Source organism: Agromyces solani (genome assembly GCF_058349925.1).
In genome coordinates this window covers 682903-701812 of sequence record NZ_JBYRER010000001.1, presented here as the reverse complement: position 1 = coordinate 701812, position 18910 = coordinate 682903, and the positions used below count along the sequence as shown (strand labels likewise).

The 18910-nt window shown below is 70.5% G+C and carries 16 protein-coding genes; 8 read left to right on the top strand and 8 right to left on the bottom strand.

What is annotated here, in order from left to right:
- The first annotated feature begins 161 nt into the window (after positions 1-161).
- A complete protein-coding gene (locus tag AC3RJ7_RS03305; protein WP_491454402.1) occupies positions 162-1787 on the top strand; it encodes a cell wall-binding repeat-containing protein in 1626 nt (541 codons plus the stop codon).
- A 105-nt stretch (positions 1788-1892) separates the two neighbouring features.
- Here AC3RJ7_RS03305 and guaA read toward each other — a convergent pair whose 3' ends face one another.
- From guaA to AC3RJ7_RS03275, 6 genes are all read right to left on the bottom strand, one after another.
- The gene (guaA, locus tag AC3RJ7_RS03300) at positions 1893-3476 is read right to left on the bottom strand and encodes a glutamine-hydrolyzing GMP synthase (protein ID WP_491454401.1); all 1584 of its coding nucleotides are present in this window, start codon (positions 3474-3476) and stop codon (positions 1893-1895) included.
- On the bottom strand, positions 3473-4000 hold the full coding sequence (locus tag AC3RJ7_RS03295; RefSeq protein WP_491454400.1) for a DUF3817 domain-containing protein: 528 nt from the start codon (positions 3998-4000) through the stop codon (positions 3473-3475). Before AC3RJ7_RS03295 ends, guaA begins: the two co-directional genes overlap by 4 nt.
- A 9-nt stretch (positions 4001-4009) precedes the next feature.
- Positions 4010-4840: an SURF1 family protein gene (locus tag AC3RJ7_RS03290; RefSeq protein WP_491454399.1), complete on the bottom strand. Its 831-nt coding sequence runs from the start codon at positions 4838-4840 to the stop codon at positions 4010-4012.
- Positions 4841-5017: 177 nt separating this feature from the next.
- The gene (locus AC3RJ7_RS03285) at positions 5018-6748 is read right to left on the bottom strand and encodes a glycerol-3-phosphate dehydrogenase/oxidase (RefSeq protein ID WP_491454398.1); all 1731 of its coding nucleotides are present in this window, start codon (positions 6746-6748) and stop codon (positions 5018-5020) included.
- 95 nt (positions 6749-6843) lie between these two features.
- Entirely contained in the window at positions 6844-7968 is a 1125-nt protein-coding gene (locus AC3RJ7_RS03280) for a GuaB3 family IMP dehydrogenase-related protein (protein WP_491454397.1), read from the bottom strand.
- Between the two features lie 67 nt (positions 7969-8035).
- On the bottom strand, positions 8036-8569 hold the full coding sequence (locus AC3RJ7_RS03275; protein WP_491454396.1) for a TetR/AcrR family transcriptional regulator: 534 nt from the start codon (positions 8567-8569) through the stop codon (positions 8036-8038).
- Between the two features lie 92 nt (positions 8570-8661).
- Here AC3RJ7_RS03275 and AC3RJ7_RS03270 point away from each other — a divergent pair, with 92 nt between their 5' ends.
- Positions 8662-9195, top strand: coding sequence for a DoxX family protein (locus AC3RJ7_RS03270; protein WP_491454395.1), 534 nt, complete (start codon positions 8662-8664; stop codon positions 9193-9195).
- A 13-nt stretch (positions 9196-9208) separates the two neighbouring features.
- Here the strand turns inward: AC3RJ7_RS03270 and AC3RJ7_RS03265 are convergent, their stop codons facing one another.
- A complete protein-coding gene (locus AC3RJ7_RS03265) occupies positions 9209-10909 on the bottom strand; it encodes an ABC-F family ATP-binding cassette domain-containing protein (RefSeq protein ID WP_491454394.1) in 1701 nt (566 codons plus the stop codon).
- A gap of 145 nt (positions 10910-11054) precedes the next feature.
- Between AC3RJ7_RS03265 and AC3RJ7_RS03260 the strand changes: the two genes are divergently transcribed.
- Both AC3RJ7_RS03260 and AC3RJ7_RS03255 read left to right on the top strand, forming a co-directional pair.
- Positions 11055-12224, top strand: coding sequence for a MalY/PatB family protein (locus AC3RJ7_RS03260; protein ID WP_491454393.1), 1170 nt, complete (start codon positions 11055-11057; stop codon positions 12222-12224).
- Between the two features lie 119 nt (positions 12225-12343).
- The gene (locus AC3RJ7_RS03255) at positions 12344-12823 is read left to right on the top strand and encodes a GNAT family N-acetyltransferase (protein ID WP_491454392.1); all 480 of its coding nucleotides are present in this window, start codon (positions 12344-12346) and stop codon (positions 12821-12823) included.
- 93 nt (positions 12824-12916) lie between these two features.
- Here the strand turns inward: AC3RJ7_RS03255 and guaB are convergent, their stop codons facing one another.
- Positions 12917-14419 carry an IMP dehydrogenase gene (gene guaB / locus AC3RJ7_RS03250; protein WP_491454391.1) on the bottom strand — a complete coding sequence of 501 codons (1503 nt, stop codon included), beginning with the start codon at positions 14417-14419 and terminating at the stop codon, positions 12917-12919.
- A gap of 235 nt (positions 14420-14654) precedes the next feature.
- On the opposite strand from guaB, the gene AC3RJ7_RS03245 reads away from it, so the two are divergent.
- From AC3RJ7_RS03245 to AC3RJ7_RS03230, 4 genes are read left to right on the top strand one after another with little or no spacing between them, the layout of a single operon-like run.
- Positions 14655-15974 (top strand): branched-chain amino acid ABC transporter permease, encoded by a 1320-nt coding sequence (locus AC3RJ7_RS03245; RefSeq protein ID WP_491454390.1) that lies wholly within the window; start codon positions 14655-14657, stop codon positions 15972-15974.
- Between the two features lie 13 nt (positions 15975-15987).
- On the top strand, positions 15988-16968 hold the full coding sequence (locus tag AC3RJ7_RS03240; RefSeq protein ID WP_491455220.1) for a branched-chain amino acid ABC transporter permease: 981 nt from the start codon (positions 15988-15990) through the stop codon (positions 16966-16968).
- The gene (locus AC3RJ7_RS03235) at positions 16958-17872 is read left to right on the top strand and encodes an ABC transporter ATP-binding protein (RefSeq protein WP_491454389.1); all 915 of its coding nucleotides are present in this window, start codon (positions 16958-16960) and stop codon (positions 17870-17872) included. The genes AC3RJ7_RS03240 and AC3RJ7_RS03235 overlap by 11 nt, the downstream gene beginning before the upstream one ends.
- Entirely contained in the window at positions 17859-18632 is a 774-nt protein-coding gene (locus AC3RJ7_RS03230) for an ABC transporter ATP-binding protein (RefSeq protein ID WP_491454388.1), read from the top strand. Before AC3RJ7_RS03235 ends, AC3RJ7_RS03230 begins: the two co-directional genes overlap by 14 nt.
- The last annotated feature ends 278 nt before the right edge of the window (positions 18633-18910 follow it).

Sequence of the window (18910 nt, the reverse complement as noted above, 5' to 3'; positions counted from 1 at the left end):
GAAATCTCTGGAGGCATCCCGCGGCCTCGCGCATGGCGGCAGCCCGTCCCCTGCGACCCGAACACACTGGAGACCGATTGCCCCGCCTGACCGCCAACCACGGCGCACGATCCACACGCCTGTTGTCCGCCTTGTCGCTTGCGGCGACGGTCGCGGTCCTGATGACCATTTCGGTCGCGCAGCCGGCGATCGCGGGACCGACGGCGTCAACCGATGCCACCACCGCGAGCGTTGCTGCTTCGACCGACGGAACTGCCTCGATCTCCGGGCGGGTGACGCTCGAGGGGGGAACGCCCGCCAACGGAGCGTGGATCTCGGCCACCACAGACGACGACCAAACCTTCACCACCCGTTCGTCTTCGACCGGCGACTATCGCCTCGTCGATCTTCCACGCGGCCGCTACCTCCTGACCTTCAGCGCCGGACTCGACTACGTCGAAGAGTTCTGGGGGGACACTCCATTCGAGTACAAGGCGGTCCCGATCGAGCTGGCGGAAGGCCAGCAACTCAGCGGGCGCAATGCCAGCCTTCAGAAGAGCGGAGCGATCTCGGGCGTCGTCACGTCGTACGACGGCAAACCGCTTCCGAACATCAGCGTCAATCTCAGGCTCGGCCCCTACTTCGATTCACGGGGATACGCCCAGACGGCGGATTGGGCTTGGGCGACGACCGACGCCGATGGAAGGTACCTCGTACGAGGCCTCGCTCCGGGGAACTGGCTTGTCGAGTTTCAGCCTTTGACAGACAGCCCCTACCGAGCCGAATCCTGGAGCGACAAGGAAACCTTTTGGTCTGCGGACGGGGTCCAAGTGCTGAGCGGCCATCACGTCGCCGGGAGGAACGCCCGACTCACACTCGAGTCGCTCAAGGCCCCATGGGGCGCAGTCGGTCGAATCTCCGGTGCTGACCGCTTCTCCACGGCCGCGGCCGTCTCGAAGTCGCAGTTCGCTCCAGGGGTGTCAGTCGCCTACGTCGCGAGTGGCCGAGCCTTCCCGGACGCGCTCGCCGCGGGGCCCGTCGCGACCAAGAATGCGGGTCCGGTTCTGCTCACGGAGCCCGGCCAGCTTCCCTCAGCGGTACGGGAGGAGTTGAGACGACTTCGCCCCGCACGGATCGTGGTGCTCGGCGGGACCGGCTCAGTCTCCGCCGGAGTCGCCCGAGAACTCTCGTCGCTGACGAGCGGCGGCGTGACGCGCCTCGCGGGCGCCGATCGATACCTGACTTCCGTCGCGATCTCGAAAGCGAACTACTCGCCGGGCGTACCCGCGGTGTATCTAGCCAGCGGGGCCGACTTCCCCGACGCCCTCGCCGGAGCGCCCGCCTCGGGAGTCGCTGGCGGGCCGATTCTCCTCACCGGGAGAACCTCGCTCCCGGCGTCGGTGCTCGCTGAGCTCAACCGGCTTCGCCCGGAACGCATCGAAATACTCGGCGGAGCTGGTGCGATCGATTGGCCAATCGAGAACACGTTGCGCGCGAAATTCGACGACATGGTCTTCCGAACCGACGGCGCCGATCGATACGAGACCGCGGTTGGAGTGTCCGCAGAGCTCCTACCGGGTGTCGAAGTGGCGTACATCGCGAACAGCGCTTCGTATCCCGACGCACTCGCCGCTGCTCCCATCGCCGGACTCCGCAGCGGATCGATTCTCCTCTCTCCCAGAGACCGGCTGCCGAGCTCCGTCGTCGCCGAGTTGAAGCGACTTCGCCCACAGCGGATCGTCGTCCTTGGCGGCATCGGCGCCGTTTCGACCAAGGTCGAGGGGCAGCTCAAGGCGCTCACAGGCTGACCTCCGAGTGCGCAGACCCCCTGCCGCAACGCCGAAGGGCGCCGGCCTCACGGCCGGCGCCCTTCGCGCACTCCCCTTCACACAACGCGAGGGGGCGGGGAGCGGTCACTCCCACTCGATGGTCCCCGGCGGCTTCGACGTGACATCGAGCACGACCCGATTGACCTCGCGCACCTCGTTCGTGATGCGGTTCGAGATCTTCGCGAGCACGTCGTACGGCAGGCGGGTCCAGTCGGCGGTCATCGCGTCCTCCGACGAGACGGGGCGCAGCACGATCGGGTGACCGTAGGTCCGGCCGTCGCCCTGCACGCCCACCGAGCGCACGTCGGCCAGCAGCACGACCGGGCACTGCCAGATCTCGCCATCGAGGCCGGCCTTGCTCAGCTCCTCGCGGGCGATCGCGTCGGCGTCGCGAAGCAGTTCGAGCCGGTCGTGGGTGACCTCGCCGACGATGCGGATGCCGAGGCCGGGGCCGGGGAACGGCTGGCGGCCGACGATCGCCTCGGGCAGGCCCAGCTCGCGGCCGATCGCGCGCACCTCGTCCTTGAAGAGGGTGCGCAGCGGCTCGACGAGCTCGAACTGCAGGTCTTCGGGGAGGCCGCCGACGTTGTGGTGGCTCTTGATGTTCGCGGTGCCCGAACCACCGCCCGACTCGACGACATCGGGATACAGCGTGCCCTGTACGAGGAACTTGATCGGCTTGCCGTCGGCGGCGGCCTCGGCGATGAGGTCGCGCTCCGCGGCCTCGAACGCGCGGATGAACTCGCGGCCGATGATCTTGCGCTTCTCCTCGGGGTCGGTGACCCCGGCGAGGGCGTTCAGGAACGTCTCCTCGGCGTCGATCGTGACGAGGCGAACGCCCGTCGCGGCGACGTAGTCGTTCTGCACCTGCTCGCGCTCGCCCTTGCGCAGCAGCCCGTGGTCGACGAAGACCGCGGTCAGCTGGTCGCCGACGGCGCGCTGCACGAGTGCGGTGGAGACGGCCGAGTCGACGCCGCCCGAGAGCGCCGAGATGACGCGGGCGTCGCCGACCTGCTCGCGGATGCGAGCGACCTGCTCGGCGATGACGTTGCCCGAGTTCCACTCGGCGGGGATGCCGGCGGCGCGGTGCAGGAAGTTCTCGATGATGCCCTGGCCGAACGGCGAGTGCTTCACCTCGGGGTGCCACTGCACGCCGTAGAGCTTGCGCTCGTCGTTCGCGAACGCGGCGACCGGGGTCGACTCGGTCGACGCGAGCACCTCGAAGCCCTCGGGCGCCCGGGCGACCGAGTCGCCGTGGCTCATCCAGACGGTCTGCGAAGCGGGCTGGTCGACGAGGAGCGCGTTGCCCGAGGCATCCGTGACCGTGGCGTCGGTCGCGCCGTACTCGCGCGCGCCGGTCTCGGCGACCTCGCCGCCGAAGTGGCGCGCCATCACCTGGAAGCCGTAGCAGATGCCGAGCGTCGGAACGCCGAGCTCGAGGATCTCCTCGTCGAGCTGCGGGGCGCCCTGCTCGTACACCGAGCTCGGCCCGCCCGACAGCACGATGCCGATCGGGTTCTTCGCGCGCACCTCGTCGGCCGAGATCGTGTGCGGCACGATCTCGGAGTAGACGGATGCCTCGCGCACGCGCCGCGCGATCAGCTGCGCGTACTGCGCGCCGAAGTCGACGACGAGGACCGGGCGCTGCTCGGTCTGCTGATCGGTCACTGCTGTGCCTCCACGGAGTCGGGGGTTGGGTCGGATGCCTCGGGCGCGGCGGCACCCGCGACGGCGACGTCATCGCCGGCGGTCGCCGCATCGGCTTCGCGCCGGTCGAGGTACGCACGCACCTCGCGCCCGATGCGCGCCTCGAGGAAGAACGAGAGGAACGGGATGATGCCGCCGAGGGCGATGACGATGAACCGCGTGAACGGCCAGCGCATGAGGCTCCACAGGCGGAAGTCGCTGAACAGGTAGACGACGTAGAACCAGCCGTGGGCGATGAGGATGCCGGTCGAGAGGTTCACGCCCTGACCCGTCGACTCGAGGCCCGAGGCCGTCTCGAGCACGGGCTCGAGGCTCACGAGCCCGTTCGGGCCGAACGCGAAGAGCTCGTAGTGCCAGACGTACTTCAGGAGCATCTCGGCGCAGAGCAGGAGCAGCATCACGCCCGTGATGACCGAGGCCACCTGGTAGAACTTCAGCGCCCCGCGAATGCGCGGCAGATCGGCGAGTTTGGGCTCGAGGGGCATGCGTACAGTCTACGTGGCGTCGCTGGGCGTTCGATCAGCGGAGCCCGCGGCCGCCGCCGCCTCGGCCGCGTCGCGCTCGCGCTCGACCGCGTCGCGCACCAGCCGGTACCAGAGGTAGATCGCGAAGCCCGCGAACACGACCCACTCGACCGCGTAGAAGACGTTGAGCCAGTTCAGCTCGGTGGCCTGCTCGGGCGGCGGCGACGAGATCGCGTCGAGCCCCGCGACCGGGTCGGCCGCCGTGACGTACCCGAAGTAGACAGGGCGGTCGTCGTAGTCCGCCCACAGGTTGATGAGCTGCGCGACGGCGACGGTGTTCATCGTGAACGGGTCGGCATCGGTGTCGGGCGGCACCGGCGCCTCGGTCGGCAGGAACCGGCCGACGATGCTGACCTGCTCGGTGCCGTCGAGCCCCGCCTCGAACTCGTCGATCGCCGCCTGCACAGACGCCCCGTCGGGCGCCCAGCCCAGGGCGATGGGGATGCCTCCGGCCGGGGCATCCGCGACCTCGAGGTGGGCGACCGCCCAGTAGCCCTCGACGCCGTCGTTCACGCGCCCCTCGATCACGACCGTGTCGCCCGGCACGTAGGTGCCCGTGACCTCGACGCGCTGTGCGGTGACGACCTGGCGGGTCGGTGCGTCGGGCTCGGCGATGCCGTCGAAGGGCAGCACCTCCTCGGTCGGGCGCTCGATCACGACCGCCTGCTCGACGGCGCGCTCGATCTGCCACTGGCCGAGGAGCGCGAAGCCCGCGGCGACGGCGAGCGCGAGCACGAGCGCCGCGATCCAGCGGGGGCGCAGCATCATGCGCACGACGGCGCGGCGTGAGTCGGCGGACACGATGGACAAGCCTACCCGCGCACGGCTGGGAGGTCGGCCGAGTAGGCGCGCAGCGCCGCCGGTCGGTCGAGTAGGCGCGCAGCGCCGCCGCCGGCCGGTCGAGTAGGCGCGCAGCGCCGCCGCCGGCCGGTCGAGTAGGCGCGCAGCGCCGTATCGAGACCACCGGCCCCCGCCGGATCAGTCGACCTTCACGATGTCGGGTGCCTCGAGGCGCACGCGGTCGGCGGACTCGTCGTCGGGCTGCTCCTGCGACGCCCGCTCGGCGGCGACGCGCTGCAGGTAGCGTTCGACCTCGAGGGTCTCGCGGGCCTCGTCCCAGCCGAGTACGCGCCCCATGAGCCTCGCCGCGACGGGTGCGGCCGAGACGCCGCGGTCCCACGCCTCGATCGAGATGCGGGTTCGGCGCGCGAGCACGTCGTCGAGATGCAGCGCGCCCTCGTGCGAGGCCGCGTAGACGACCTCTGCGGCGAGGTAGTCGTCGGCGCCCGGCAGCGGCTCGCCGAGCTCGGGGTCGGCGCGGATGAGGTCGAGCAGTTCGTCGGTCAGGGTGCCGTAGCGGTTCAGCAGGTGCTCGATGCGCACCTTGTGCACGCCGAACGCGCGCGCGATCTTCCCGCGCTTGTTCCACGCCGCCTGGTAACCCTCGGCGCCGAGGAGCGGGATGTCCTGCGTGGTGGATGCCGGAACCTTGCCGTCGAGCGCGTCGACGGCGGCGTCGATCGCGTCCTTCGCCATGACCCGGTACGTCGTCCACTTGCCGCCCGCGATGACGACGAGCCCGGGCACGGTGTGCGCGACGAGGTGCTCGCGCGAGAGCTTCGACGTCTGGTCGCTCTCGCCCGCGAGCAGCGGCCGCAGGCCGGCGTAGACGCCCTCGACGTCTTCACGGGTCAGCGGGATCGAGAGCACCCGGTTCACGTGCTCGAGCAGGTAGTCGATGTCGGCCGCGGTCGCGGCGGGGTGCGCCTTGTCGAGGTTCCAGTCGGTGTCGGTCGTGCCGATGAGCCAGTGCCGGCCCCACGGGATCACGAACAGCACGCTCTTCTCGGTGCGGAAGATCATGCCCATGGCCGACTGGATGCGGTCGCGCGGCACCACGAGGTGGATGCCCTTCGACGCCCGCACCTTGAACGTGCCGCGCTCGCCCACCATGCGCTGGGTGTCGTCGGTCCAGACGCCCGTCGCGTTCACGACCTGCTTCGCGCGGATCTCGAAGTGCTCGTCGGACTGCAGGTCGTGGGCCTTGACGCCGACGACCCGTTCGCCGACCTTGATGAAGCCCTCGACCTTCACACGGCTCGCGACGTGGGCGCCGTAGAAGCTCGCCGTGCGGGCGAGCGAGGCGACATAGCGGGCGTCGTCGACCTGGGCGTCGTAGTAGGTGAGGCCGCCGACGAGCGCGTCCTTCGAGAGCGACGGGATGGCCCGCATCACCTGGCGCTTCGACAGGTGCCGGTGGTGCGGCACCCCCGGCGGACGGCCGCCCGTGTAGCTGAAGATGTCGTAGAGCATCATGCCGGCGCCGACGTAGAAGCGCTCGAAGAATCGGCGCTTCAGCGGGTAGAGGAACCGCACGGGCTTCACGAGATGCGGGGCGATGCGCTGGAGGAGCAGGCCCCGCTCGATGAGCGCCTCGCGGACGAGCCGGAAGTCGAGCTGCTCGAGGTAGCGGATGCCGCCGTGCACGAGCTTGGACGAGCGGCTCGAGGTGCCCGAGGCCCAGTCGCGCGCCTCGAGGAGGCCCGTGGAGAGCCCTCGGGTCACGGCGTCGAGCGCCGCTCCGGTGCCGACGATGCCGCCGCCGACGACGAGGATGTCGAGCTCTTTCTCTTTGAGGCGGGCGATCGCCGCCTCGCGCTCCTCAGGTCCGAGCTTCTGCGAACGCGTCACCGACTTGAGCTTCGCCATCGTCCCACCCCGTCCCCGCGGCGTCGAGGCCCGGCCGCGTGATCGATTTCCACGCTACCCGAACACCGTCGCCGTGAGGAGGGGCTGCCGCCGGGTTACGAACCCAGGTACGGTTCGACGATGACCTCGACCCGCTGGAACTCCTTGAGGTCGGAGTACCCGGTCGTCGCCATCGACTTCTTGAGCGCGCCGACGAGGTTCGCCGTGCCGTCGGCCGCGGGGGCCGGGCCGTAGAGCACCTCTTCGAGCGGGGCGACCTGGCCGACCTGCACGCGACGGCCGCGGGGAAGCTTCGGGTGGTGCGCCTCGGCGCCCCAGTGGTAGCCGGCGCCGGGCGCGTCGGTCGCGCGCGCGAGGGCCGCGCCGAGCATGACCGCGTCGGCGCCGCACGCGATCGCCTTCACGATGTCGCCCGCGGTGCCGACGCCGCCGTCGGCGATGACGTGCACGTAGCGGCCGCCGGACTCGTCGAGGTAGTCGCGGCGTGCGCCCGCGACATCCGCCACGGCCGTCGCCATCGGGGCGTGGATGCCGAGCGTCGCGCGCGTCGTCGAGGCGGCGCCGCCGCCGAAGCCGACGAGCACGCCGGCCGCGCCGGTGCGCATGAGGTGGAGCGCCGCGGTGTACGTCGCCGCGCCGCCGACGATGACGGGAACGTCGAGCTCGTAGATGAACTTCTTGAGGTTCAGCGGCTCCTGGTTCTTGGACACGTGCTCGGCCGAGACGGTCGTGCCGCGGATCACGAAGAGGTCGACGCCCGCCGCGACGACGGTCTCGTAGAGCTCCTGCGTGCGCTGCGGCGAGAGGGCGCCGGCGACGGTCACGCCCGCGGCGCGCACCTCGGCGAGTCGCGCGGCGACGAGCTCGGGCTTGATCGGGGCGGCGTAGAGCTGCTGCATGCGCTCGGTCGCCCGGTCGGACGGCAGGTTGCGGATCTCGGCGAGCACGGGCTCGGGGTCGTCGTACCGGGTCCAGAGGCCCTCGAGGTCGAGCACGCCGAGGCCGCCGAGCTTGCCCATCGTGATCGCCGTCTGCGGCGAGACGACCGAGTCCATCGGCGCCGCGAGGAACGGGATGTCGAACTGGTAGGCGTCGATCGACCACGCGACCGAGACGTCTTCGGGGTCGCGCGTGCGCCTGCTCGGCACGATCGCGATGTCGTCGAACGCGTACACTCGGCGGCCCCGCTTGGAGCGGCCGATCTCGATCTCCTGGCTCACCGTTCCACCCTACCGGTCGGCCCGGGCGCGGGCCCGGTCCCCCGCCGGGCGGACGCCCCGACCGTCCTCAGCGGAACAGCCGCGACGCGACGGCGCGCGCGAGGTCGTCGGGCGCGGCTCCCGCGGGCGCCTCGATCGCGCCCGCGTTCCAGAGGGTGGCGAAGCCGTGCACGAGCGACCACGCGGCGAGGGTGTTCGCGCGCGCATCTCCGGCCGCCGCGCTCGCGCCGGCGCGCAGCAGGTCGCCGGCGCGATCGCGCGCCTCGACGAGCGCGGGGTCGTCCTCGCGCACCAGCTCGGGCCGGAACATGACGGCGAAGCGGCCCGGCTCGGAGGTCGCGAACCGCACGTAGGCGACGCCCGCCTCGGCGAAGTCGTCGCCGGATGCCTCGAGCTCGCGCACGAGCCGGGCGAAGCCGTCGGCGGCGATGGCGGTGAACAGGCCCGTGCGGTCGCCGAAGTGGTGGGCGGGCGCGGCGTGCGAGACGCCGACGCGGCGCGCGAGGTCGCGAAGGCTCAGCCGGTCGACGCCGTCGGCTTCGATCGCTTCGACGGCGGCTTCGATGAGGGCCGCGCGCAGGTCGCCGTGGTGGTAGGCCATGCGACGACCCTACGCGAGTGATCTAGTCATTGACAAGATCGGTCGTGAGGTGCAATCTAGACACTGACAAGTTGCTCTGGAAGGAGCCGCGCATGACCACCTCTCCCACGACCGCGGCCGACGCCTCGCGCCGACCGACCGACCGCAACCCCTGGGCGCAGACGTTCCTCTCGCCCGTGCCGATCGCCTTCGTCGTCGGCGCGGTCGGCACCGCCCTCGTCGGCGTCGTCCTCTCCGCACTCGACGTCACCGAGCTCGCCTCGACCTGGCAGGCCTGGCTCACCGGCGGGCTCGCCGCGATGTTCCTCATCGCGGCGTCCGGCCGCCTGCAGCCGAAGCTCCGCGCCGGCCTCGCCATGATGGTGCCGCCCGTGTTCCCGCGCCCCGAGCTCATCGTCGCCGCGACGGGCGTGCTCGAAGCCGCGGGGGCGATCGGGCTGCTGATTCCCGCGACCCACGATCTCGCCGCGATCTGCCTCGCACTCCTGCTCGTCGCGGTGTTCCCCGCCAACGTGCGCGCGGCCCGCCTCGGCGAGCGCGTGGGCAGCCTCGGCTCGCCCCTCGTGCCGCGCACGATCGAGCAGATCCTGTGGATCACCGCCTGCCTCGCGGTCGCGTTCGGCTGAACGTTCCGGCCGCTCAGCGCACCCGGGCGACCCGGCGCTCGTCCCACACGGGCGCGTCGGTCTCGACGACGTCGCCCGACTCGGCGAACACGACGAATCGGTCGAAGCTGCGCGTGAACCACCGGTCGTGCGTGACCGCGAGCACCGTGCCGTCGAACCGCTCGAGCGCCTGTTCGAGCGCCTCGGCCGACACGAGGTCGAGGTTGTCGGTCGGCTCGTCGAGCAGCAGCAGGGTGGCCCCCGAGAGCTCGAGCAGCAGGATCTGCAGGCGGGCCTGCTGCCCGCCCGACAGCTGCTCGAAGTTCTGCAGCGCGGCGCCCGCGAGCCCGTAGCGGTCGAGTGCCGAGCTCGCCGCCTCGCGGGCCATGCCGTCGCGGTTCGCGTCGCCGCGGTGCAGGATGTCGAGCAGCGTCCGACCGCGGAACTCCGGATGCTCGTGGTTCTGCGCGAACCAGCCCGGCACGACCCGTGCGCCGAGCACCGCGCGCCCCTCGTGCGGCACGCGCGCGAGCGTCTCGCCCACGCTCGTCACGTGCCCGAGGGTGCGGTCGGGGTCGGTGCCGCCGCCCGCGAGCAGCCGCAGGAAGTGCGACTTGCCCGAGCCGTTCGAGCCGAGGACCGCTACGCGGTCGCCGTACCAGACCTCGAGGTCGAACGGGCGCATGAGCCCCGTGAGCTCGAGACCCTCGCACACGATCGCGCGCTTGCCCGTGCGGGAGCCGCGCAGTCGCATCGAGACCGCCTGCGCGGGCGGGCGCTCCTCGGGCGGCCCGGCCTCCTCGAACTTCCGCAACCGGGTCACGGCCGCCTGGTACCGCGAGGCCATGCCGTCGTTGTACGTCGCCTTCACCTTGAGGGTGCTCACGAGCGCCTTCAACGCCGCGTGCTGCTCGTCCCAGCGACGGCGGAGCTCGTCGAGCCGCTCGAATCGCGCGTCGCGCGCCTCGTGGTAGCCCTCGAAGCTCCCGCCGTGCACCCACGCGGTGTTGCCGGCGGCGCCGAGCTCGATCGTGACGATCCGGTCGGCGGCACGCGCGAGCAGCTCGCGGTCGTGCGAGACGAGCAGTACGGTCTTCGACGTCTCCCGCAGCCGCTCCTCGAGCCATCGCTTGCCGGGCACGTCGAGCGAGTTGTCCGGCTCGTCGAGCAGCAGCACCTGCTCGGGTCCGCGCAGCAGCGCCTCGAGGGCGAGCCGCTTCTGCTCGCCGCCCGAGAGCGTCGAGAGCTCGCGCCACTTCGCACGCTCGTAGGGGATGCCGAGCGCCGCCTGCGTGCAGTGGTCCCAGACGACCTCCTGCTCGTACCCGCCCGCCTCGGCGTACTCGGCGAGCGCGGTCGCGTATCGCATCTGGGCGTCGGTGTCGTCGTGTTCGATGAGGGCGTTCTCGGATGCCTCGAGCTCGAGCGCGGCCTCCCTGATGCGGCTCGGCGCGACCGAGACGAGGAGGCCCCCGACGGAGGCATCCGCACCCTCGACCGTGCGCCCCGTGCCGACGAACTGGTCCATCACGCCCAGCCCGCCGTCGACCTGCACGCTGCCCTCGTCGGGCCTGAGGTCGCCGCGGATGATGCGCAGCAGTGTCGACTTGCCGGCGCCGTTGGCGCCGATGAGCGCGGTCGTCGCACCCTCGGTGACGCGGAAGGCGAGGTGCGCGAGCAGCGGCCGGCCGTCGGGGAGCGAGAACGAGACGCCGTTGACGTCGATGAAGCCCATGGTGCGTGTTCCGATCGGTCTGCGACCGGAATCGGGACGCCCGCGGTCGCGCCGCCAGGTGACGAGCAGAGCTGGGCAGCCGACCAGACTACAACCACGCGCGCCACCCCTGCCAGTCCCGGCCGTTCTGCGGCAAGCTGGACGCATGCACCGCATCGCCGCTGAGCCCCTCGACGTCCTCCGCACCCGAACGAGCGAGAAGTGGCGCCACTACGACGCCGACGTGCTGCCGCTGCCCGTCGCCGAGATGGACTACCCGCTCGCCGAGCCGATCGCCGCGGCCCTGCACGCCGCGATCGACCGCTCCGACACCGGGTACGCCGCCGGCAGCCGCCCCGTCGCCGAGGCCTTCGCGCCGTTCGCCGCCGAACGATTCGGCTGGGACGTCGACCCCGCGCGCGTGACGTGCACCGCCGACGTCGCGATGGGACTCGTCGAAGTCCTGCGGCAGGTGACCGAGCCGGGCGACCCGGTCGTCGTCACCCCGCCGATCTATCCCCCGTTCTTCGAAATCGTCACCGAGGCATCCGCCCGGGTCGTCGACGTGCCGATGCGCGGCGGCATCGACGAGGGCTGGTCGCTCGACCTCGACGGCATCGACGCCGCGTTCGCGGCCGGGGCGAAGGCCATGCTGCTGTGCAACCCGCACAACCCGATCGGGCGCGTCCCCGAGCGCGACGAGCTCGCGGCCCTCGCGGAGATCGCGGCCCGCCACGGGGTCACGATCGTGTCCGACGAGGTGCACGGGCCGCTGTCGCAGCCCGGCACCGTCTACACGCCCTTCCTCACCGTCTCCGACGCCGCACGCGAGCACGGGGTCACCGTCACCGCCGCGTCGAAGGCGTTCAACCTCGCCGGCCTCAAGGCGGCGATGATCGTCACGGCCTCCGACCGGGGCGACGCCGTGCGCCGCGCCATGCCCTACGAGGTCGAATGGCGCATGAGCCAGTTCGGGTCGATCGCGTCGGTCGCCGCGTTCCGCGAGGGCGGGCACTGGCTCGACGGCGTGCTCGCGAGCCTCGACGACAACCGGCGACTCCTCGCCGACCTGCTCGCCGACGAGCTGCCCGGCGTGCGGTACCGCATCCCCGACGCGACCTACCTCGCCTGGCTCGACCTCGGTGCCCTCGGCTGGGGCGACGACCCCGCCGGCTACGCGCTCGAGCACGCGCGGGTCGCGCTCGGCATCGGCACGATGTTCGGCAAGGACGTCGGTCGCGGCCACGTGCGGCTGAACTTCGCCTGCACGCCCGAGGTCCTGGGCGAGGCGATCACGAGGCTCGCCGACGCGGCCGGGCGCACGCCCTCGTCGTAGACGCGCGGTCCGGCGTCGACGACGAACCGATCGATTCAGGACATCGGCGCCGCATCAGGACGGAATCGCCGATATCGTCCTGACGCGCCTCCGAAATCCTGAATCGAGGAGGGAGCACGATGACCCGCGCAGACCCCGCCCGAGGCATCCGCCTCGCCGGCCCCGACGACGCCGCGACCGCGGCGCGCCTGCAGGTCGAGTTCGCCGTCGAGTTCGACTCGCCGACCCCGAGCCGCGAGGTGCTCGAGCCCCGCTTCCGCCGGCTGATCGCCGACCCCGACGGCTTCGTGCTGTTCGCGGGCGACGACGACGAACCGACCGGCTACGCCGTGGTGACGCTGCGTCCGACGGTCTACTGCGAGGGCCCGCTCGCCGTGCTCGACGAGCTCTACGTCGTGCCCGACCTGCGCGGCGCGGGCATCGGTACCGCCCTCCTCGCGTACGCCATCGCGGAGGTGCGGCGGCGCGGCGGCGGCGAGATGCACATCAACGTCGACGAGATCGACACCGACGCCCGCCGCTTCTACGAGCGGCACGGCTTCGTGAACATCGAGCCGGGCACCGACTACCGCATGCTCTGCTACATCCGCGAGCTGTGATCGGCCCGGAGTGGCTCACGCGCCGTGCGGCCGGCAACCGAGCGGGGCGCGTCGCGAACTCGTCGCGACGCGCCCCGAGCGATCGTCGTGCCCCTAGCGCGTGTAGTTCGGCGCCTCGACGACGATCTGCACGTCGTGCGGGTGCGACTCCTTGAGGCCCGCCGGCGTGATGCGCACGAAGCGGCCCTTGGTCTTGAGCTCGGCGATCGTGCGCGCGCCGACGTAGAACATCGACTGGCGCAGGCCCCCGATGAGCTGGTACGCGACGGCCGACAGCGGGCCGCGGTACGGCACCTGGCCCTCGATGCCCTCGGGGATCAGCTTGTCGTCGCTCGGCACGTCGGCCTGGAAGTAGCGGTCCTTCGAGTACGAGGTCTTCTTGCCGCGAGTCTGCAGGGCGCCGAGGGAGCCCATGCCGCGGTAGGCCTTGAACTGCTTGCCGTTCTGGAAGACGAGCTCGCCCGGGCTCTCGGCGGTGCCCGCGAGCAGCGAGCCGAGCATGACGGTGTCGGCGCCGGCGACGAGCGCCTTCGCGATGTCGCCCGAGTACTGCAGGCCGCCGTCGGCGATGAGCGGCACACCGGCCGGCTTGGTCGCCTTGGATGCCTCGTACACGGCCGTGATCTGGGGCACGCCCACACCGGCGACGACGCGGGTCGTGCAGATCGAGCCGGGGCCGACGCCCACCTTCACGGCGTCGGCGCCCGCCTCGACGAGCGCCTTCGCGCCCTCGTAGGTCGCGACGTTGCCGCCGATGACGTCGATGTGGGCGAAGCTCGGGTCGGCCTTCAGCCGGCGGATGATGTCGAGCACGCCGGCGGACTCGCCGTTCGCGGTGTCGACGACGAGCACGTCGACCCCCGCGTCGCGCAGCGCCTCGGCGCGCTCCCAGGCGTCGCCGAAGAAGCCCATCGCCGCACCGACGCGGAGGCGGCCCTCGTCGTCCTTGGTGGCGTAGGGGTACTGCTCGCTCTTGTCGAAGTCCTTCACCGTGATGAGCCCGGTGAGGTGGCCCTCGTCGTCGACGAGGGGCAGCTTCTCGACCTTGTGCTTCGCGAAGATCGCGAGCGCCTCGTCGGGGTTCATGCCGACCCGCCCGGTGATGAGCGGCATCTTCGTCATGACCTCGGAGACCTTCGTCGAGGGCTTCTCGAAGTCGGCGACGAAGCGCATGTCGCGGTTGGAGATGATGCCGACGAGCTTGCCGTCCTCGTCGACCACCGGAAGACCGCTCACGCGGTACATCGCGCAGAGCGCGTCGACGTCGGCGACCGAGGCATCCGGCGTCGTCGTCACGGGGTTGGAGACCATGCCCGACTCGCTGCGCTTGACCCGGTCGACCATGTCGGCCTGGTCTTCGATCGACAGGTTGCGGTGCAGGATGCCGATGCCGCCCTGTCGCGCCATGGCGATCGCCATGCGCGCCTCGGTGACGGTGTCCATCGCGGCCGACAGGAGCGGCGTCGCGACGGTGATGCGGCGGGTGAGGCGCGAGGCCGTGTCGGCCTCGGAGGGGATCACGTCGGTGTGACCAGGAAGGAGGAGGACGTCGTCGTACGTGAGTCCCGTGAATCCGAACGGATCTGCCTGATCCATGACTTCCCTTCGTATCGAACAGCCGACGCGAGGGCGTCGTCAGGTGGGGGTGGCGGTGCATCAATGTTAAGCGAGTTTGCACCGCGGGCATTCCCCGGATAACAATCGAGGGCCGTTTGTGCCCGTGCCTGAAACACATGGGACATAATCGGCACGTACCGTCGACGATGTCGTCGGCGGGAAAGGACCGGTCCCGGAGGTCCCACAAAGCCTTCGGTGACCCCTTGGAGGTGCAGTGGAACCCACGCGATCAGTCCAGACTCGCTCTCGCGGGAGGTGGCTCCTTCTCCTCGGAATACTCCTGTCCGCACTCACTCTGTCCGGCATCGCAGCGTCCCCTGCGGTGGCGGAGGATGGGAGTGCGGCCTCGGCTTCCGACGAGTACGAGTACCACTTCTCGGGCAATGTGCAGTACAACGACGAACCGCTCGAAGGCGTCAAGATCACGGTCGAGGGCGGCGGATTCTCCGCCGAGACCGAGACCGACGCCGACGGCAGGTGGACGGTCGGCGTGCCCGAGAAGGCCGAGTACACCGTCGAGCTCGACGAGGACACGCTGCCCGAGGGCGTCGTCGTCGCCGACGGCGACAACCCCCGCACGGCGGAGTTCGGGCTGACCAACAGCAAGTCGGTGAACTTCTTCCTCGGCGAGGGCACGCGGGTGACCGTGTCGTTCTTCGACCAGCTCATCAACCGCGTGGTCAACGGCCTGAACTTCGGCCTCCTGCTCGCCCTCGCGGCCATCGGGCTCTCGCTGATCTACGGCACCACGGGCCTCAGCAACTTCGCGCACTCCGAGATGATCACGTTCGGCGCGCTCATGACGCTGACGTTCGCCTCCGACGTCGGGCTGCCGATCGCGCTCGCCATCCTCGTCGCGATCGTCCTGAGCGCCGGCCTCGGATGGACGCTCGACGCGGCACTCTGGAAGCCGCTGCGCAAGAAGGGCGTCGGGGTCATCCAGCTGATGATCGTGAGCATCGGCCTCGCGCTCGCGATGCGCTACACCTTCCAGTTCTTCTACGGAGGCCAGACCCGGCAGCTGCCGGGCGCGGCGCCCGCGGAGTTCCACCTCGGGCCGCTCTCGCTCTCCTGGATCGACGTGGCGAGCATGGGCACCAGCATCGTCGTGCTGCTCGCGGTCGCGTGGTTCCTGCTGCGCACCCGCATCGGCAAGGCGACCCGCGCGGTCTCCGACAACCCGAGCCTCGCGTCGGCGAGCGGCATCGACGTCGACGGCACCATCCGCATCGTGTGGGTGCTCGGCGCCGCACTCGCGGGCCTCAGCGGCATCCTCTGGGCGTACTACCGTCCGGGCGTGAGCTGGGACATGGGCTTCCAGATCCTGCTGCTCGTCTTCGCCGCCGTCACGCTCGGCGGGCTCGGCACGGCGTTCGGCGCCCTCGTCGGCTCGCTCATCGTCGGACTGTTCGTCGAGCTCTCGACGCTCTGGATTCCGGCAGACATGAAGTTCGTCGCGGCACTGGTGATCCTCATCCTCGTGCTGCTGTTCCGTCCGCAGGGCATCCTCGGGCGCCGAGAGCGGATCGGCTAGGAGGCCCGAAATGATCGACTGGGGAGCAATCTTCTCGAACGCCGCCGTCGAGGTGCTGAGCCCGACCACCGCCGCGTACGCCCTCGCGGCCCTCGGCCTCGCGGTGCACTTCGGCTACACCGGCCTCCTGAACTTCGGCCAGGCCGGCTTCATGGCGCTCGGCGCGTACGGGTACGCGATCTCGACCCTGACCTTCGGCTTCCCCGTGTGGGCTGCCGTGCTCGTCGGCGTCGGCGCATCCGTCGTGTTCGCCCTCATCCTCGGCATCCCGACGCTGCGACTGCGCGCCGACTACCTCGCGATCGTGACCATCGCGGCCGCCGAGATCCTTCGTCTGCTGTTCACGACGAACACGTTCCGCGACGTGACCGGCTCGGCGAACGGCCTGAGCGAGTACAAGGCCGGATTCCGCGCCCTGAACCCGTTCAGCTTCGAGGGCAAGGCGGGCTTCGGCCCGTGGATGTTCAGCGCGAACGACTGGTGGACCATCGTCGTCGCGTGGTCCGTCGTCGCCCTCGCGTGCGTGTTCACCTGGCTCGTCATGCGGAGTCCGTGGGGCCGGGTCCTCAAGGGCATCCGCGAAGACGAGGACGCGGTGCGCTCGCTCGGCAAGAACGTGTACTCGTACAAGATGCAGAGCCTCATCCTCGGTGGCGTGTTCGGCACGTTCGCCGGCATGATCTTCATCCTGCCGCGCGCGGTCGTCCCGTCGAACTACGCGACGTCGCTCACCTTCTTCACGTGGGCGATCCTGCTGCTCGGCGGCGCGGCGACCGTGCTCGGTCCCGTGCTCGGCTCGATCGTGTTCTGGGTGGTGCTCTCGTTCTTCTCGGGATTCGTCGCCCGTGCGGTCGAGGCCGGGTGGCTGCCGATCTCCGAGGTGCAGTCGGGCCAGCTCCGGTTCATCCTCGTCGGCGTGGCGATCATGCTGATGGTCGTGTTCAGGCCACAGGGCATGCTCGGAAACAAGAAGGAGATGTCCTTTGTCAAGTGACGCCGTTCCCACGAAGAAGCCGGTCAAGAGCGTCGGCCTGCACGTCGGCGACGCCGTACCGGGCTGCAAGAAGACCGACCCGATCCTCATCGCCGACGGCGTCAAGCGCACGTTCGGCGGTCTCACCGCGGTCGACGTCGCGCACGTCGAGATCCCGCGCGGCGCCATCACGGCCCTCATCGGGCCCAACGGCGCCGGCAAGACGACGTTCTTCAACCTGCTGACCGGGTTCGACAAGCCCGACACCGGCACCTGGAGCTTCGACGGCAAGTCGCTCGCCCACGTGCCGGCGTTCAAGGTGGCGCGCCTGGGGCTGATCCGCACGTTCCAGCTGACCAAGGCGCTCGGGCTCCTCACCGTCATGGACAACATGAAGCTCGGTGCCACCGGCCAGCGCGGCGAGAACGTCTTCCGCGCCCTGCTGCCGTTCCTCTGGCGCAAGCAGGACGACGAGATCGAGCAGAAGGCGCTCGAACTCCTCACGCGGTTCAAGCTCGACGCGAAGAAGGACGACTACGCCGCGAGCCTGTCGGGCGGCCAGCGGAAGCTCCTCGAGATGGCGCGGGCGCTCATGAGCGACCCGAAGCTCGTCATGCTCGACGAGCCGATGGCCGGCGTGAACCCGGCGCTCACGCAGTCGCTGCTCGACCACATCCTCGACCTGAAGACCCAGGGCATGACGGTGCTCTTCGTCGAGCACGACATGCACATGGTGCGCCACATCGCCGACTGGGTGGTCGTGATGGCCGAGGGCAGGGTCGTCGCCGAGGGCGACCCGCACACGGTCATGCAGGACCAGGCCGTGATCGATGCGTATCTCGGCCAGCACCACGACCAGGATCTCGGCGCGGCCGACACCGGTCACGTCGAAGCGCTGAAGGAGCTCATCGATGACGAACAGTAGCCCCGCCCCCACCGTGGAGCAGCCGCCTGCCGGCGACCTGGTCGTCGAGGTGCGCGACGTCACCGCCGGCTACCTGCCGGGGGTGAACATCCTCAACGGGTGCTCCCTGACGGCCGCCCCCGGCGAGCTCATCGGCATCATCGGCCCGAACGGCGCCGGCAAGTCGACGCTGCTCAAGTCGATCTTCGGGCTCGTGAAGGTGCGCGGCGGCGGCATCTTCCTGAACGGCGAGGAGATCACGAACCTCAAGGCGAACAAGCTCGTCGCCAAGGGCGTCGGCTTCGTGCCGCAGACGAACAACGTGTTCCCGTCGCTCACCATCCGCGAGAACCTCGAGATGGGCATCTACCTCCGCCCGAAGGGGATCACCGAGCGGCTCGAGTTCGTCACGGCGATCTTCCCCGAGCTCGGCAAGCGCCTGAGCCAGCGGGCGGGTTCGCTCTCGGGCGGTGAGCGGCAGATGGTCGCGATGTCGCGCGCGCTCATGATGGGCCCGCACGTGCTGCTGCTCGACGAGCCGAGCGCCGGCCTCTCGCCGGTGCGCCAGGACGAGGCGTTCCTCCGCGTGAAGGAGATCAACAAGGCCGGCGTGACCACGATCATGGTCGAGCAGAACGCGCGCCGCTGCCTGCAGATCTGCGACCGCGGCTACGTGCTCGACCAGGGGCGCGACGCCTACACCGGCACGGGCCGCGAGCTGCTCCACGACCCCAAGGTCATCGGGCTCTACCTCGGCACGCTCGGCCAGGACGACGACTGAGCCGGTCCTGAACCACGACGTACGGGCGGATGCTTGGGCCCACGCGCCCGAGGCTCCGCACATCGCGAAGCGATGTGCGGAGTGGCGTGGGGAGGCATCCGCCCGTTCGTCGTTCCGGGCGGCGCGCGGCGGCGCGCCCGCCCGTCTGTCGACCAGTGCCGACCCTCCAGCCGTCGAGTGGGCACTCGTCGCCCGCAAACCCACTCCCGGAGGGCGACCATTGCCCATTCGATGGGCGGGCGCTGCGCGGCGGACGGTGCGGAGCGCACCGCGGCGCA

What these genes read in the sequence shown, in the direction of transcription:
- AC3RJ7_RS03265 (WP_491454394.1), bottom strand. Translation starts at nt 10,909, where the DNA reads ATGGGCTTCATCGACGTCAACGGCGTCTCGTTCTCGCTCCCCGACGGC.
- AC3RJ7_RS03260 (WP_491454393.1), top strand. Translation starts at nt 11,055, where the DNA reads ATGCACCGCATCGCCGCTGAGCCCCTCGACGTCCTCCGCACCCGAACG.
- AC3RJ7_RS03305 (WP_491454402.1), top strand. Translation starts at nt 162, where the DNA reads ATGACCATTTCGGTCGCGCAGCCGGCGATCGCGGGACCGACGGCGTCA.
- guaB (WP_491454391.1), bottom strand. Translation starts at nt 14,419, where the DNA reads ATGGATCAGGCAGATCCGTTCGGATTCACGGGACTCACGTACGACGAC.
- AC3RJ7_RS03230 (WP_491454388.1), top strand. Translation starts at nt 17,859, where the DNA reads ATGACGAACAGTAGCCCCGCCCCCACCGTGGAGCAGCCGCCTGCCGGC.
- AC3RJ7_RS03295 (WP_491454400.1), bottom strand. Translation starts at nt 4,000, where the DNA reads ATGCCCCTCGAGCCCAAACTCGCCGATCTGCCGCGCATTCGCGGGGCG.
- AC3RJ7_RS03270 (WP_491454395.1), top strand. Translation starts at nt 8,662, where the DNA reads ATGACCACCTCTCCCACGACCGCGGCCGACGCCTCGCGCCGACCGACC.
- AC3RJ7_RS03275 (WP_491454396.1), bottom strand. Translation starts at nt 8,569, where the DNA reads ATGGCCTACCACCACGGCGACCTGCGCGCGGCCCTCATCGAAGCCGCC.
- AC3RJ7_RS03285 (WP_491454398.1), bottom strand. Translation starts at nt 6,748, where the DNA reads ATGGCGAAGCTCAAGTCGGTGACGCGTTCGCAGAAGCTCGGACCTGAG.
- AC3RJ7_RS03255 (WP_491454392.1), top strand. Translation starts at nt 12,344, where the DNA reads ATGACCCGCGCAGACCCCGCCCGAGGCATCCGCCTCGCCGGCCCCGAC.